This window comes from Campylobacter concisus, assembly GCF_003049085.1.
In the GTDB taxonomy this organism is placed as follows: Bacteria; Campylobacterota; Campylobacteria; order Campylobacterales; family Campylobacteraceae; genus Campylobacter_A; species Campylobacter_A concisus_H.
In genome coordinates this window covers 252,053-267,058 of record NZ_PIQX01000001.1, presented here as the reverse complement: position 1 = coordinate 267,058, position 15,006 = coordinate 252,053, and the positions used below count along the sequence as shown (strand labels likewise).

Sequence of the window (15,006 nt, the reverse complement as noted above, 5' to 3'; positions counted from 1 at the left end):
TTGATTATAGGACCCATAAGATTAAATTACAATAAACCTTTTTTAAAATTTGCTCTCAAAATTTATGCCTTAATATCAACCTTTTTATAAAATTTATCTCTCTCATCTATCTTTTCTTTACTCTTTAAATCATTTTCAAGATAGCTGATATTATAAATTTCTCTTGTAGATATGCTTTTGCCATTATTTAGACTGATTAAAAATTTACTCTCAAATTTATTAGATAGATTGACAATAGCGATCGCTCCAGCATCTTTTAGGCTTACGATTTTATCACCTTGCATGAAGCCAATATCTTTAAAATCTAAGCTATTTAGCTGCACATTATTCATCTCTTTTGCCTCTAAATTTATGCTAGTTTTTAGCTCACTTGATGTATTTAGCTTGCCAGTATCGTTATAAAGCTCTTTTACGTCTATCTCTCTACCACTATCAAATTTTAGCCTTATGGTGCCATCTTTGTTTAGCTTCATAGCTATGACGCTATCGCTATCTTGTAAAGATGTGGCAGCTGTGGCTTCATTTGTTATAAAAGCCTTTTTTACTTTTTTTAAATTCGAGATACTAAACTCAAGTCCAGTTGCTTGTTTAAATTCATTTTTCATCGCGATCATTTTGGCTGATTTTGTCTTTTCAAGCTTTGATATATAAGCGTCCGCATTTTCATCAAATTTCTTTAAACTATCGCCAATATTTTCTATCATTTTGTTGTATGCGTCAAACTCAGCGTTATAATCTTTGTAAAATTTCATAAAACTATCTTTTTGAAATTTTGTATATGAGAAATTTTCATCTTTTTTGTAATCTTTACTTGGTTCAATGATCGGATTAAACTCACTTAATCTTGCAGTATCATCAAAACCCACTTTAAGATAGGCAAAATTTTTAAAAGAGCTATCTTTGCCAAAGATGTTATTGTGTCTTAGATCGACCCAGCCGTCATTTTGGGCATATTTTTTAAAGAAATTATTTATATCATTTTTCTCTATCTTTTCATATCTGTTTTCTGCAGCGAACAAAGTATTTGGATCTGAGGCGTAGTAAGAGTGTCTATAATCAATATCTTTTGTATCCACGTAAAGATCGGGATTATTTGTGATCGTTGCTTTACGATTTAGCTCTTCTCTTTCTATTTGGTTGTGATTTATGACATTTGTGCTGATAAACTGCCTAAGATCAACCCTTGGCATCACATCGCTTAAATTTGCTATTTTTTCATTTCCGTCTTTGTCATAACCCCTTACTTTTAGCTTATCAAATAGCATGTCTTTTTGATCTAGTACACCGTCATTGTTGCTATCAAAGCTAAAAAGATAGCTATTATTTTCTAATTTTGTGGTGCCAAGTTTATCGTTGTCGCCGTAAATATCTAAAAATACTTCTACCTCGCCATATTTTGTTTTTAGAGTGTTTGAGTAAGCGTAATCGTTTAAATTTTTAAATTTTGTATTTTCTAAGTATCCACTTTTTAGTGTAGATAGCATGCTGCTACTATCTGAAGCTTTTATATTTTTAAAGTAGGCATTTTCATTAAAATGATAGCCTCTAGAAAGCTCATCGGAGTGAATTTTATTGTTGCTGTAGATGAGATTTTTTGAGTAGTTATTTAAAATTTCTTCTACTTTTTGTAGGATTTTGTGTCTATTTTGCTCTTTGATCTCGGCATCAGTGATATTTATAACTTTGCCCGTCTTTATACTTTCTTTTAGACTTGAAATTTGTTCGTTATTTATCTCTAAACCTTGTTTATCCTTAAAGGCATGGAGCATATCTGTAGGATTTTCTAAATCTTTTAAATTTATAAAGTTATATTTCAATGATGCAATATTCATCTAAAATCCTTTTTAAAGATGTTGTAGATAATATCGGATAAATTTAGAAAGTATTTAGGTTTATAAATGGTGCCCGAGGTCGGACTCGAACCGACACAAGGTTGCCCTTACCAGATTTTGAGTCTGGCGCGTCTACCAGTTTCACCACTCGGGCTAAAGTAAGATTGAAATTTAAATTTTGTGTGAGAGGAAAAAGGGGAGAGTTGCTCCCCGAAAAAGAAAATTATTTCTTTTTACCTTTTTTAGCAGCACCAGCAGCAACTGCTTCTTTAAGTTTTTTGCCAACTTTGAATTTAACTGCTTTGCTAGCAGGAACGTCGATAACTTTTTTAGTTCCAGGAACTCTAGCTTTTCTTGCAGCTCTGTCAGCAGTACCGAAAGTACCAAAGCCTATAAAGCTAATTGTATCGCCTTTTTCAAGAACTGCTTGGATTGTCTCCAAAGTAGCATCAACAACTTTTAGAGTATCTTTTTTTGAAAGACCAGCCTTATCGGCAACAGCTTGAATAAATTCAGCTTTTTTCATGAACCATCCTTTTAAGAAGTTATGTGGCTATATTACACTCTTTTAAAAAAAAATACAATACTTTTTCCCTAAATTTAGCTCTTTTTTACGTTTTTTTAACAAAAAATACAATTTTTTTAAAAATTTACTCGCAAATTTCAAACATAAGCTCGGTCTTTAGACCAATCTTTTTCATATCAATAAGCCTTAAATTTTTAAAATTTAAGCTCATTAGTTCATTTTTATTTTTTATAAGTTTATTTGCTATCTGGCGCAAGACTTCGCCTCTATACGCTTTTGCGTGATGACTCACTATTTTTTTATTTTTTACAAAACAAAAAGTTATGTATTCTTTTTTTATAGTGTAAAATTTTTCATAAAACTTAGCTCTAAGGTCTAAAATCTCATCATTTTGCAAAAAATCATTAACCGCTTTACTAAAATTTTTTTCATAAAATTTTGAAATTTCAAAGCCACCTAGCTTTTCACCTTGCTTTAGTTTGTATTCTGGTATCTCATCTTTTGCTAAGATAGGCCCAAATAAATTTGAAAATATTAAAACATTATTATCTATATATTTTTGTACCTCATTGTCTAAACCACGATAGTTTAGATGCTTATAAGCCACACCATCATACCTTAAAATAGCTTTTATGCTGCCTTTTTGAGATAGACTTTCTCGCAACTGCTTGCTCTCTTCAAGCTCTTTTAGTCCAAAAAGCTTTTTTATCTCGTCTAAATTTGCGTTTTTTAAAAACTCATCGTATTTGTTTAAAATTTCAACTCTTTTGTCAAAAAGTTCTGGAAACATCAAATCCTTACCATTAAATTTATTATTTGTATTTAGAGAAATTTTACTTTCGCTTGGAGAAAAGAGAATTTTTAATGCCATTTTTCTTACCTATTTTATATATAAATTTTTGTTGGATTATACAATAAACTTTTTGTGCTAAAAAAAATCAAATTTTTACCGATATAAAAACAAGCGGAATCATTTTTGCTTAGAGTGAATAAAAATTTAGGAAAAAATTATGAGAATAACAAACCAACTACGTTTTAGTCAGACTTTGCATGACTACCAAAAAAATATGACTGGTGTAAATAAAAGCTACAAGCAGCTCTCAAATGGTTTGAAAATTCAAGATCCATACGATGGTGCTGCGACTTATAATGATGCAATGAGGCTTGATTATGAAGCGACTACTCTCACTCAAGTAGTTGATGCCACTGGTAAATCTGTAAATTTCTCAAAAAATACAGATAATGCATTGCAAGAGTTTGAAAAACAGCTTGAAAATTTTAAGACAAAAGTAGTCCAAGCAGCTAGCAGCGTGCATAGCAAGACATCGCTAGAGGCTTTAGCAAATGATCTTCAAGGTATAAAAAATCACCTTGTGAATATTGCAAACACTTCGGTTAATGGGCAGTTTTTGTTTTCTGGAAGCGCTGTTGATACAAAGCCAATAGATGGTGCAGGAAAGTATCAAGGCAACCGTGATTATATGAAAACATCAGCCGGTGCTCAGGTTGAGCTTCCTTACAATATCCCAGGATATGATCTATTTTTAGGAAAAGATGGTGATTACAGTAAAATTTTGACCACAAATGTTCGTTTGGCTGATCAAACTAGAACCGACATCGCCTATGCGCCAAAATTTCTAAACGATAACAGCAAGATAAAAAATATGATCGGACTAAATTACGCTAGTGATTCAGTGGTTAGAAGTGATGGCTCTTACAATGGAACAATAAATCCAGATTATGATTTTTTAGATAATTCAAATGTAAATTTTCCGGATACATATTTTTTCATGCAAGGCAAAAAGCCAGATGGCACGACATTTACTAGCAAATTTAAGATGAGTGCAAATACAACCATGGCTGGACTTATGGAAAAAATCGGCATGGAATTTGGCAATACAAAAACAACAAAAGTTGTTGATGTAAGCATAAATAACGATGGACAATTTAATATAAAAGATCTTACTAAAGGTAATCAAACTATTGACTTTCATATGGTTGCAGCCACATCTGTAGCACCAAACCGCGGTGCAATCGCTCAAAATAACAGGCTTGATACGGTAAATTCTCTTAAAGATCTTGAAACAATGGCAAATAATGTTCCAAAAACGGTTCATATCACTGAATTTGTAAAGAGCAAATATACCGATAAAGATGGAAATGCGACAAATGCATTTGACTATGATAAGGTTAGATTTGAGAGAAAGGATAATGAGCTAATCGCGAATTTACCTCAAGTAGCTAGAAGAACGGGCGAATATGCAACAGATCAGACAAAGCTAAGCGAAGTTTCTGGTACAAAAGAGAGTTACGATAGAAATTTATATCCAAAAGATGTTGATGCTAGAAAGAGAGAGCTTTTTAATATCGACAACCAAGAGATAAATTTACAAGTAAAGTCAATCACCGGCACAAAATATGACATAAAGGTAAAAATGGGCACAGCAGGGGGTACAAATACTCCAGTGCAATTTGAAATAACATCTACACCACCAGGTGGCACGCCTTCTGGACCTAGGACTTTAACTGTTTATAACTCAGATGAGTTTGGAAGTTACAGAACTTATGCTAGTGATTTTACTTATAGGCAGCTCATGGATATCGTTGCTATGGCGGCAAGCGATAATATCCCTGATCCTCAAAACGTAGAAAATGCAAATTTTGATACAGATATAGAAAAGGTAAAAAGAGATCAAAACTACAACGCCTATAAAGAGGCTTTGTCAAAGACTAAAGGCGCAGTAGAGGTAAATTTAGATGATAAAGGCAGGATGGTGCTAACTGACAAGACAAAATCTGTCACAAATATAGAGCTAACTATGTATGATGCGAAAAATGGAGATATATTTGACGGAGATAGCACTGGTATGAACACAGCCGGCGCTGCAAGCCATCCTCAAGGCAAGGGCTCAGTATTTAGTTTTAACGAAAATAATGCTTTAACTATCGATGAGCCAAGTACGAGCGTTTTTCAAGACCTTGATAATATGATCGAAGCTGTTAGAAAGGGATATTATAGAGCTGATGCAGATAGCAATGACCCACGAAATACCGGCATGCAAGGTGCATTACAAAGGCTTGATCATTTAATAGATCATGCAAATAAAGAGCTTACAAAGATCGGCTCTCAATCAAGACTTTTAACAGCTACAAAAGAGCGAGCCGAAGTAATGAAAGTGAATGTGCTAACTGTTAAAAATGATGTAATTGACGCAGACTATGCGGAGTCATATCTGAAATTTACGCAGCTTTCACTATCTTATCAAGCAACCCTACAAGCAAGTGCAAAGATAAATCAACTAAGCTTGCTAAATTATTTAAATTAAAATTTAAATCAGCAGGCCACCTAGCTTGCTGATTTTTTAAAATTAAACTCAAGCGTGCTATAATAAGCCTTTTTTATAAAGGATCTAAAATTTTACGACATATTTTATTTACAATTTTTGTTTGCATTTTTATATATTTTGGTATAGCAACAGCTGCTCCAACTGCTGATTTTGTTGGCTCGCTTGGACAAAGCCTTGGTATTTTAAATATCAAATATTTTGGACTTATCGCGTATGTTTATCCATTTTTATTGATCATTTTAGGCTATTTTGTCTATAAAAATTTTAAGAAATTTGACTTTGATTTTGCTCAGTTTTTGGTAGGAATTTTTCTCTTTTTTATAGCTTTTTTGATGTTTCAAGCCTTGAGTGCTTCGAGCATAAATGGCGGTATAATTGGAAATTTTATAGTTAGTGCCTTAAAAGAGGTGATCGGTTCTATCGGCACTGCGGTTGCTATACTTATGATGTTTATTATCTCACTTGGGCTTGCTTTTAGGGAAAATTTTATCATTGTTTTAAGAAAGGCTTTTGTAGATAAAGAGATAAAAGTCCATGAAGAGAGAAATTTAAAAGAGATAAAACAAAAACAACTTCCAAAAATCGAACGCAAAAAACAAAAGAATAATGATATAAAAGAAGAAGAGCTTATAGAAGCTCAGGTGCTAAATGATGATGAAAAGAATTTAGATGAAGAGTTAGAGCCTGAGCCAGAAAAAGAGAGCAGAGCCCCAACTATAAACGGAGTTGAAATTTTAAACGAAGTGGCTGAAAACAAGAAGTTGCTTGATCAAATAGAGCGAGGAAATGTGGAAAAGCCAAAGAATTTTGTCTTGCCACCGCTTAAATTTTTAAACGATCCGCCAAAACGCTCGCATAGTGTCAATGAAACTGAAATCGATCAGCAAATTTCTAATTTGCTTGATAAACTCCGTAAGTTTAAAATAGACGGCGATGTGGTTAGAACTTATACTGGGCCTATCGTCACGACATTTGAGTTTCGTCCAGCTCCACATATCAAGGTAAGTAAAATTTTAACACTTCAAGATGACCTAGCGATGGCACTAAAGGCTCAAACTATCCGTATCCAAGCACCAATTCCTGGTAAAGATGTGGTAGGTATCGAGGTACCAAATCAAAATTTGGAAACAATCTATCTAAAAGAAATTTTAGAGAGCGAAGTCTTTAAAAATGCAAGTAGCCCACTAACTATGGCACTTGGTAAAGATATCGTCGGTGCCCCTTTTGTGACAGACCTCAAAAAGCTCCCACATTTACTAATCGCAGGTACAACTGGATCAGGCAAGAGTGTGGGTATAAATGCGATGCTTTTAAGCTTGCTTTATAGAAATAGCCCACAAACTTTGCGTCTAATGATGATCGATCCAAAAATGCTTGAATTTAGCATATATAACGATATCCCACATCTTCTAACTCCAGTTATCACAGAGGCTAAAAAAGCGATCACTGCACTTGCCAATATGGTCGCTGAAATGGAGCGAAGATATAAGATAATGAGCCAAACTCGTACGAAAAATATAGAGAGCTACAATGAAAAGATGAAAGAGGAGGGCGGCGAGCAGTTCCCGTATATCGTTGTGATCATCGATGAGCTAGCTGATCTGATGATGACTAGTGGCAAGGATGTGGAGCTTTATATCGGCCGCCTAGCACAGATGGCAAGGGCTAGTGGCATACACTTGATAGTAGCGACCCAGCGTCCAAGTGTCGACGTCGTGACTGGCCTTATAAAGGCAAATTTACCAAGCAGGATAAGCTATAGAGTAGGGCAGAGGATCGATAGTAAGGTCATCTTAGATCAAATGGGAGCTGAGAGCTTGCTTGGACGTGGAGATATGCTATTTACACCTCCAGGAAGCCCTGGTGTGATCAGACTTCATGCACCATTTGCTAGTGAAAAAGAGATAGAAACGATTGTAAATTTCTTAAAAGAGCAACAAGATGTAGTTTATGATGAAAAATTTTTAATAGAAGAAGGCACAAGCGGAAGTGTGACTGCTGGTACTCTAGGAGAAGATGAACTTGATGAGCTTTATGAAGAGGCTAAAGAGATCATTTTAAGTGAGCAAAAAACGTCAATAAGCTATCTGCAAAGGCGTTTAAAAATAGGTTACAACAAAGCTGCAAACATAATAGAGCAAATGGAAAAAATGGGTGTTTTAAGTCCAGTGAATGCAAAAGGACAAAGAGAAATTTTATAGCTAAAGTCATAAATTGCTTTAATTTTAGAATTTTAATTTTTATTAAAATTCTAAAAAGTCTTGACAAAGCACATTAAAATCTATATAATTACAACTCTTAAAAACATTGGGGTATCGCCAAGCGGTAAGGCAACTGGTTTTGGTCCAGTCATTCAGAGGTTCGAATCCTCTTACCCCATCCACTTTTTAAATCCAAAATAATACTTATCGCGGAGTAGAGCAGTGGTAGCTCGTCGGGCTCATAACCCGAAGGTCGGCGGTTCAAATCCGTCCTCCGCAACCAAATGCCCATTTTATCGATATTTGAAACACTTTTTAAAATGCTTAAATTATTCTGAAATTGATTTTAGTAAATTTTCGATAGTTTCTTTAGATTTTTTAACGTTTGCAGTAATATATTTTTGTGTTGTAGTTATATTTGTATGCCCCAATGTAAATGATACTTGCTCGATAGGAATTTTTAAATAATTAATTGAATATGTGCCAATTAAATGCCTTATATCATGAAGCCTGATTTTAGGCAAGTTATTCTTTTTAAGAAGTGAAGCCCAGCTTTTACGCAAATCTTTAAATTTATCGTTAGTCATAGGATTAATAAAGACATAATCGTTTAGCTTATTTTCTTTCTTAGCTATCAAAAATCTTTTATAAAGACGATTAAAAAGTTCATCACTCATTTTATAAATCATATTTCTTTTAGCCTTATTGATTTTAAAGGGGATAATATAAGTCCTGGTCTTAAAATTTATATCGCTAAATTTTAGGCTTAATACTTCATTCTTTCGTCTGCCGTGAAGTAGAAAAAAGAATATATCAGAGCTTGCATCGGTATTTTCACTAATAGCCTTAATAAAGCGTTTTTGAATAGCGATCGAGTAATCAAAATACCTTTTATTATCAAACTTTGGTAGCTCAATAAAATCGCAAGGATTTTTATTTATTAACTCCAGCTTTATACCTAGCTTGAAAATAACCTTTAGCTTTGCAACGATATTCTTAATAGTCTTTATCTTGTAATCTTGCTTGATAAGATCATTACAAAACTTTTGTATATCGATAAAATTTATATCTTGTATATCCTTTAAGCCAAGTGAGTTTTTAAAATGCTTATTATATGTAGCTATATCACTTCTTAGAGTAGTTGGACTTAAAATAAGCTCGTAAAAGCTAATGTAATTATTAAAAAGCTCATTTAAACACATTTTTAAAACTCATTACAAATCAAAAATCTATCTACAAAGCTATCAATATCAGGGGCATTTAAATCGTGCTTTTTGTGATAGTGTGTGAAGTTGTCTAGCTCTCTATCAAGCATTAAATTTTCAACATAAGCTAAATGCTGGGCATTTATATCACCGCCCAAGCTTTGATAATAATTAACTAATTCGTAATCTTTCATTCTGCTTACTGGTTTAGGCTTTTCATCGCTTTTAAAAAGCTCATCGCAAAGCTTTAAAATTTGTCTTTGTTTTAAGGAATTGCCAAAGCTCTTTATTTCATCTTGTGCGTTTTCATCTTTTTGGCCATCAATTTTCAATCTATCGTAAAAATTCATAAGCCTACCACTTATATAATGCTCCAATCTGCCATTTAAATAAATAATCTCTTCTTTATTGAAAGGCAAATTTATATATATGTAATCATCTTTTTTATTCCACTCAAGTATTGCTCTGTGATCGTTTGTTAAGTCGTTTAAGTGATAAAAGTCTTGCATCGTGCTAATAAAATTAATCTTTCTATATACCCATAATGGCACTTTAGTGCGTGAGCTTATAAATCTTCTTACTTTGTGCTTTACATACCAGGCTGAAAGCTCGTCAAAATCCTGAGTTTCTTTTAGGTTGATGAAAGTCTTTTGGATATACTTCATAACATAGCCACTAGGATTATTAATACTAGTTTGAAAGCCGTTTAATTCGCCATTTTTCTCTTGCTCGCTTGTGATAGCATTTGTTTTTAGGTTTTGCGGAGCATAAAAAATATCAGTATAAATTCTTTTCATAAAGTCTATTGTGTGAGCTGGGACGTAAAATAAAGCGTGAATGTGTGGCACACCGTCTTTTTTGTGTGGCTCAAAGCACCTTATATAGCTTCTATCAATATTTTTAAATTTTCTTGAATATCGCATAATAAATAAATTCCATTGATGATTAAGAACGGCTACTAAATCAGAAATACTTAAAGGCGCTGAATTTTTAGCCTTATATTTAACTTCATCAGGCAAATATCTATAATCAATCGGCATAAATTTAGAATAATCGCCATTTAAGGCACCCCTAAAGCAGCCGTTAAGAGTGATGGTTAAAAATACTGGAACTTGAAAATAATCGATCGCAAAAGAGCTAAACACATTTACGCGGTTAGACACTTCGGCGTAATATTTATCGCTAAAGTTGGCCGACATTGAAATATCTAGCAAATTTCTAACCTGGCCATTAACATTAACAAAAGAGAAAGAGCGCATATATTCCCTTTGGCTATCAAGCTTTGCTTGGCAAAGCTCAACGTCAAGGGGAGAAACACCATATAAATTTCTCGCTCGCATAATCGCTTCCTTAAACGTAAGAGTTTTTTATTAATTTGACAAGGGCTACCATTGTGGCGGACTTCGTCCGCCCATGGCAGCCTTTTTTGGCTACGCCAAAACACATATAGGCGAAAGGGGTGTTTTAAGCCCAAAAAGCATATTAGCTGCACGGCTCGATTAAGCAAAACGTGCCAATAGGCTTTAATACTCGCCTTTTGTAGGGGAAAATCCCCTACACCCCTAAAACATTAAATAATTTGAATTGTGAGCGTTAGAACAGAGTTTATCTCACTGTCTTGCTCGACTGAAAAAAGATACTTTAAAAACCATATATCTTTAAGGATAGGCACGCCATTACGTTGCTTAGAAGTAGTCGTTTTGTTAATACCGCTAAGAACTAGAACGTCGCCACGCTTTAAAGAATACGAGCTTTTAAGCTCCTTTTTTGAAACAATGGGCGTTAATGATGTACTTTGAGAAAGAATATCTTCAAGTATTAAGTGTAAGTCAAAATCAATATGATCAGATAAAATGATAGGCTTTAAATTTATCTTTAAACCAATGTCTTTATATTCGTAACTATCGGTTTTTTGATAATTTACGTTTGATATATCAGTTTTTGAAACTAGGTAAGGGATATTTTGAACGGAACTAAAATAAACTTCGGTGTGATTTTTTGCCGTCAATACTGGCGATGAAATAATTTTTGTAATGCCGTTTGTATCAAGAAAATTTAATATGCCAAAAAAAGCACGATCATCGTTTTTAATAATATTTGAATTAGAAATATAAGGGGAAGTAATCAGATTAATATAATAAGCTAAATCGCCGTGATTAAGTGGCTTAAGTAAGCCTTTTAAATTTGTGCCTAAATCTTTAATGTCTTTTAAATTTGTTTCAGTGATAGTCAGCTTAAAAGTTACTTGCTCCAGGCTCTTATCAATCTTTGAAATGGCTTCTTTAATCTGATCAAATATATAGTCATCAGCTCTAAAGAAAACCGAATTAGAAGACGTCGAGTAAGTAGCATTTAAATCAAACTGGCTAAGAATTTTATTTACATCATCGTAAACATAATTCTTTAGCTCGATACGCCTAAGATCATAATCAGGCAATTTTTGAGAGCTTACGTAATAGAAATTATCCTTTTTATAAAGATATAAATTCTTAGCTTCAAGCATTTTTCTAAACATTGCAATCGTGATCTTAACTTCGTCTTCATAAATGAAATAATATTCGCCCTGATGTATGCTTTCATCGGTTACAATGGCTATATTATTAGCCTTACTTGTAAGACGTGCGAAATCTAAAAGATCAGTATAAATTTCGGCAGCAAACAAGCTATTTAAAAACAGCAGCGGAAGAATTAGGAACTTGATTAAACTTTTCATCGGAAACACCTTTGTTATTTTTTGAAATTAAATTTTGAAAAACTGGCTTGTCAAATACATAGTAATATTTGACAAGCTCGTGAGATTTTGGCTCATAATAGAAATATAATGGCGTATACATTGAAGATATGTAGCTAAGTAATGATAATGGATATAAATGGTAATCCTCGTCAAAATGGCAAGATGAATTAACGCAAGTAATGTTATATATATAAATTTCTGGTATATCGGAACTATTTTTAATGTTATGTTTTGAAGTGTCTTTGAATATATCTGGAAAATCTGAAATACTATTTTTTTGAGAATTTGAAAAAGAAGTTTTATTTTGATTTGATAAATTGTTTTCAGCTGAAGTGTCAGGCTTAAAAATAGACATAACAACAAAATAAAAATAAATAAAAAGAAATATTAAAACAAAAATAGCTAGTAAAAAATAAAATCTTACAAATGATTTCTTATTTGACGTTTGTCCAGAGTGATATAAATTAAATACTTCATCAAGATATGGAATATTAATAACTTCAAGCCTATCTTTTTTATACAATCTAAAAGAAGCAAAGACTTCATAACGAAATTTCTTTGAAAATAATCTTTTTGCACTATCGGCAGCTTTATAAAATTTTTCTGCTATACGTTTATATTCATTATTTACTAGGGTTAAATCTTGGGTAATTAAATAGATATCCTGGTATAAATGGCGATGATATGTAAGCCACCAAACTAAAATTTCGTCTTTTTTGTCTTTAAAGAAGTTATGACACTCATCAAGGACAAACACACAACCATATAAATTTAAATCTTTGGCTTTATCATTAACTTCGTTATCGGTCGCACCAGTCTTATATAAAGCGTATAAATTTCTTAAACCTAAATAGAACTCATCAAAATCGAACTTTTTAAATTTATCTAATAATTCAAACTTGAACTCGTTTATATTTGTGTAACAAAATGAATAATTAGGCTTTTCTTTAGGCTTAACAAATTTAGATAAAAATGTTTTCTTTGGCTCAAATAAAAAGATCTGGTAAATCATATATACTGCGTAATATGTTTTACCACTTCCAGGATTGCCAACTAAATAAGTAATCATTTTTAAAGCTTTGCCAAAATAAATGTAACAAGAGTTTCACGAACAAATCTAAAAACAGTAATGCCAATTTTTGTCGCATAAATTACAAAGAAAGAAAGAAAAATAGGAGAAAATATAGAAAAAACATCACAAAAGGCATTCCAAGCACCAAGAGATTTTAAAATAGAAAAAGCAGTCGTAACGATCTTTTCATTGCCTACTGAAAGATTATTAACATAATCAATAATATAGTTAAATTTAGAATAGATGAAATTAATAATATAAATAACAGCAGCGGCATAAGATAAAACAAGAGCACCTAAAATTACGTTAATAACAACCATTTTAGAAAATGTAACTGCTTTAAAAACAAAATTAATAGCATTTTCCCATTTAAAAAAGCGAAAGAATAAAACAATAGTAGCTATAATTGCTTGCATATCTTACCACCCCATAAAAGTAAAAATAAATAGCTTGGCTATTAAAAATAAAAACAACAAAAAGAAAGCTACAAAGAAAAAGACATAAAGAGAAGAAGCAATCGGCGAAAGAATACTACAAAAATCAAAGACAACTTTTTTACTGAAAAAAAACATATCTATATCAAAATTTAAAGGGCAAGTATTAGGAATACCGCCTTTTTTTAGACTCATTAAATTGCCGTTTTTGATTTTTGAAATAGTATCATTTAAACTTTTTTTAATACCATCAACAGGCTCAAAAAGATAATTAATATTTTCCTTATACGTATTTGCAAGATTAGCGGTTCTTTCTTCAAGCTCGCCATAATCTATATTGCCAGGTGTAGCGTTTTCAGAATTGCCATTGTTTCCTTGTCCGCCACCTTGTCCGCCGTTTCCTTGATTATTGCCACCGCTTGAACCGCCGCCAGTACCACCACCTGAGCCACCACCTGAACCGCCATTATTGCCGCCAGATGAACCGCCGCCAGTACCACCGCTTGAACCACCGCCAGATGAACCGCCATTATTGCCATTGCCTGGAGTAGAATTGTTATTGTCTTTGTCTTTATCCTTGTTTGGATATTCTTTGTCTTTATCTTTATCTTTGTTTGGGTCTTGTTTGTCTTTGTCTTTATCTTTGTTTGGATTTTCTTTACTTTTGTCAAATTTGAAAGTAATCAATCTTTCATCTTTGCAATGTGCCTGAACAATATTAGGTTTATTAGGATCCCAAGCATAACCAGGATTATAAGAAGAGCCAAGACCAGAGCAGTAACATCTTGCAATATCATCTATTGTTAAAGCACTAGAACAATTTATACAAGTATAATCAGAAGTAAAAAATTTATGATTATCTTCATCGGTGCAATCAACAACACAAGCATTAGTTTTAACATTCCATAATTGACCAGCTGGACAAGAATCGACACATTGCATTGTATCAGTGTTAAATTCTTGATTTAGCTTACATTTTGCAACGGATTTAGTATTAAATTCAAGATAAGTATAATAAGTAAAAACAGGGTCTTTTGGATTATCAGAATCAACATAACGTTCAAAATCGCCAATACTGCCACGCCCAGCAAAACGACCAGTTTTTGGAGTGCCGCCTATAAAGTAAAGAGAATAACCAGAGTCGCGATAAAATCCTGGAGTTTTTGAGCCAGCAAAATAATAGGCATCTTGTCTAATAGTAACAGAAATAATTTCGTATAAATCCCAAACTGGCATTCTAAAGCCAATAAGATTATCCCCTTTTAAAAATTTAGCATCAGCTGGAACAAATGTGCTAGGCAAGTTATAATCACGCATAACCCAGTATTCACCAGAAAAAGCAAGAGAGCATAAAAGAGATAAGAAAATGAAAAATCTAACTAGAAATTTCATCACAAAGCCTTAAAAAAATCTTTTTGTTAAAAGAGTTAAAGCAGCACAAATAGGTAAAGATAAGACCATAAACCATATAAAGATAGAAAAGAAGTAATCAAAAGCCGGAATACCAATAACGTTAAACATTTTAAACACCTTTTTTAAATTCTTGAAAGAATTATGAAAATAAACAAACAAAGCAAGAAACCGCATAAAGTCCCAGTGGTAGACATCAAGAAGTTATATTGCTCTATTGTTAAGTTAAGAAAGACTTTATCCAT

General features: G+C 32.8%; 10 protein-coding genes, 3 tRNA genes and 2 pseudogenes. 5 read left to right on the top strand and 10 right to left on the bottom strand.

What is annotated here, in order from left to right:
- Positions 1 to 62: 62 nt before the first annotated feature.
- The 4 genes from CVT13_RS01375 to CVT13_RS01360 all read right to left on the bottom strand — a co-directional run bounded on the left by CVT13_RS01375 (position 63) and on the right by CVT13_RS01360 (position 3,229).
- Positions 63 to 1,832, bottom strand: coding sequence for a response regulator (locus CVT13_RS01375; protein ID WP_107811343.1), 1,770 nt, complete (start codon positions 1,830 to 1,832; stop codon positions 63 to 65).
- A gap of 67 nt (positions 1,833 to 1,899) precedes the next feature.
- Positions 1,900 to 1,986, bottom strand: a tRNA-Leu gene (locus tag CVT13_RS01370).
- 69 nt (positions 1,987 to 2,055) lie between these two features.
- Entirely contained in the window at positions 2,056 to 2,358 is a 303-nt protein-coding gene (locus CVT13_RS01365; RefSeq protein ID WP_012001719.1) for an HU family DNA-binding protein, read from the bottom strand.
- A 124-nt stretch (positions 2,359 to 2,482) separates the two neighbouring features.
- On the bottom strand, positions 2,483 to 3,229 hold the full coding sequence (locus CVT13_RS01360; protein ID WP_107811342.1) for a YaaA family protein: 747 nt from the start codon (positions 3,227 to 3,229) through the stop codon (positions 2,483 to 2,485).
- A 139-nt stretch (positions 3,230 to 3,368) separates the two neighbouring features.
- Here CVT13_RS01360 and CVT13_RS01355 point away from each other — a divergent pair, with 139 nt between their 5' ends.
- The 5 genes and pseudogenes from CVT13_RS01355 (at position 3,369) to CVT13_RS01340 (ending at position 8,189) form a co-directional block, all read left to right on the top strand.
- Positions 3,369 to 5,684, top strand: a complete 2,316-nt coding sequence (locus CVT13_RS01355) for a flagellin (RefSeq protein ID WP_107811341.1) — start codon at positions 3,369 to 3,371, stop codon at positions 5,682 to 5,684.
- 41 nt (positions 5,685 to 5,725) lie between these two features.
- Positions 5,726 to 6,184 (top strand): annotated as a pseudogene (locus CVT13_RS10620) (DNA translocase FtsK 4TM domain-containing protein); the annotation flags it as partial.
- Between the two features lie 261 nt (positions 6,185 to 6,445).
- A pseudogene (locus CVT13_RS01350) lies at positions 6,446 to 7,906 on the top strand (DNA translocase FtsK); the annotation flags it as partial.
- Between the two features lie 107 nt (positions 7,907 to 8,013).
- Positions 8,014 to 8,088, top strand: a tRNA-Gln gene (locus CVT13_RS01345).
- Between the two features lie 26 nt (positions 8,089 to 8,114).
- Positions 8,115 to 8,189: transfer RNA gene (locus tag CVT13_RS01340), tRNA-Met, on the top strand.
- A 46-nt stretch (positions 8,190 to 8,235) separates the two neighbouring features.
- On the opposite strand, the gene CVT13_RS01335 is transcribed toward CVT13_RS01340, so the two are convergent.
- The 6 genes from CVT13_RS01335 to CVT13_RS10160 all read right to left on the bottom strand — a co-directional run bounded on the left by CVT13_RS01335 (position 8,236) and on the right by CVT13_RS10160 (position 14,743).
- Positions 8,236 to 9,108 carry a tyrosine-type recombinase/integrase gene (locus tag CVT13_RS01335; RefSeq protein ID WP_084108119.1) on the bottom strand — a complete coding sequence of 291 codons (873 nt, stop codon included), beginning with the start codon at positions 9,106 to 9,108 and terminating at the stop codon, positions 8,236 to 8,238.
- 2 nt (positions 9,109 to 9,110) lie between these two features.
- Positions 9,111 to 10,451 (bottom strand): replication protein, encoded by a 1,341-nt coding sequence (locus CVT13_RS01330; RefSeq protein WP_107811339.1) that lies wholly within the window; start codon positions 10,449 to 10,451, stop codon positions 9,111 to 9,113.
- 230 nt (positions 10,452 to 10,681) lie between these two features.
- Positions 10,682 to 11,824: a type II secretion system protein GspD gene (locus CVT13_RS01325; protein ID WP_103583529.1), complete on the bottom strand. Its 1,143-nt coding sequence runs from the start codon at positions 11,822 to 11,824 to the stop codon at positions 10,682 to 10,684.
- Positions 11,775 to 12,914 (bottom strand): zonular occludens toxin domain-containing protein, encoded by a 1,140-nt coding sequence (locus CVT13_RS01320; RefSeq protein WP_107811338.1) that lies wholly within the window; start codon positions 12,912 to 12,914, stop codon positions 11,775 to 11,777. The genes CVT13_RS01325 and CVT13_RS01320 overlap by 50 nt, the downstream gene beginning before the upstream one ends.
- 2 nt (positions 12,915 to 12,916) lie before the next feature.
- On the bottom strand, positions 12,917 to 13,333 hold the full coding sequence (locus tag CVT13_RS01315) for a hypothetical protein (RefSeq protein WP_180998551.1): 417 nt from the start codon (positions 13,331 to 13,333) through the stop codon (positions 12,917 to 12,919).
- A gap of 3 nt (positions 13,334 to 13,336) precedes the next feature.
- Entirely contained in the window at positions 13,337 to 14,743 is a 1,407-nt protein-coding gene (locus CVT13_RS10160; protein WP_159071093.1) for a hypothetical protein, read from the bottom strand.
- Positions 14,744 to 15,006: the final 263 nt, after the last annotated feature.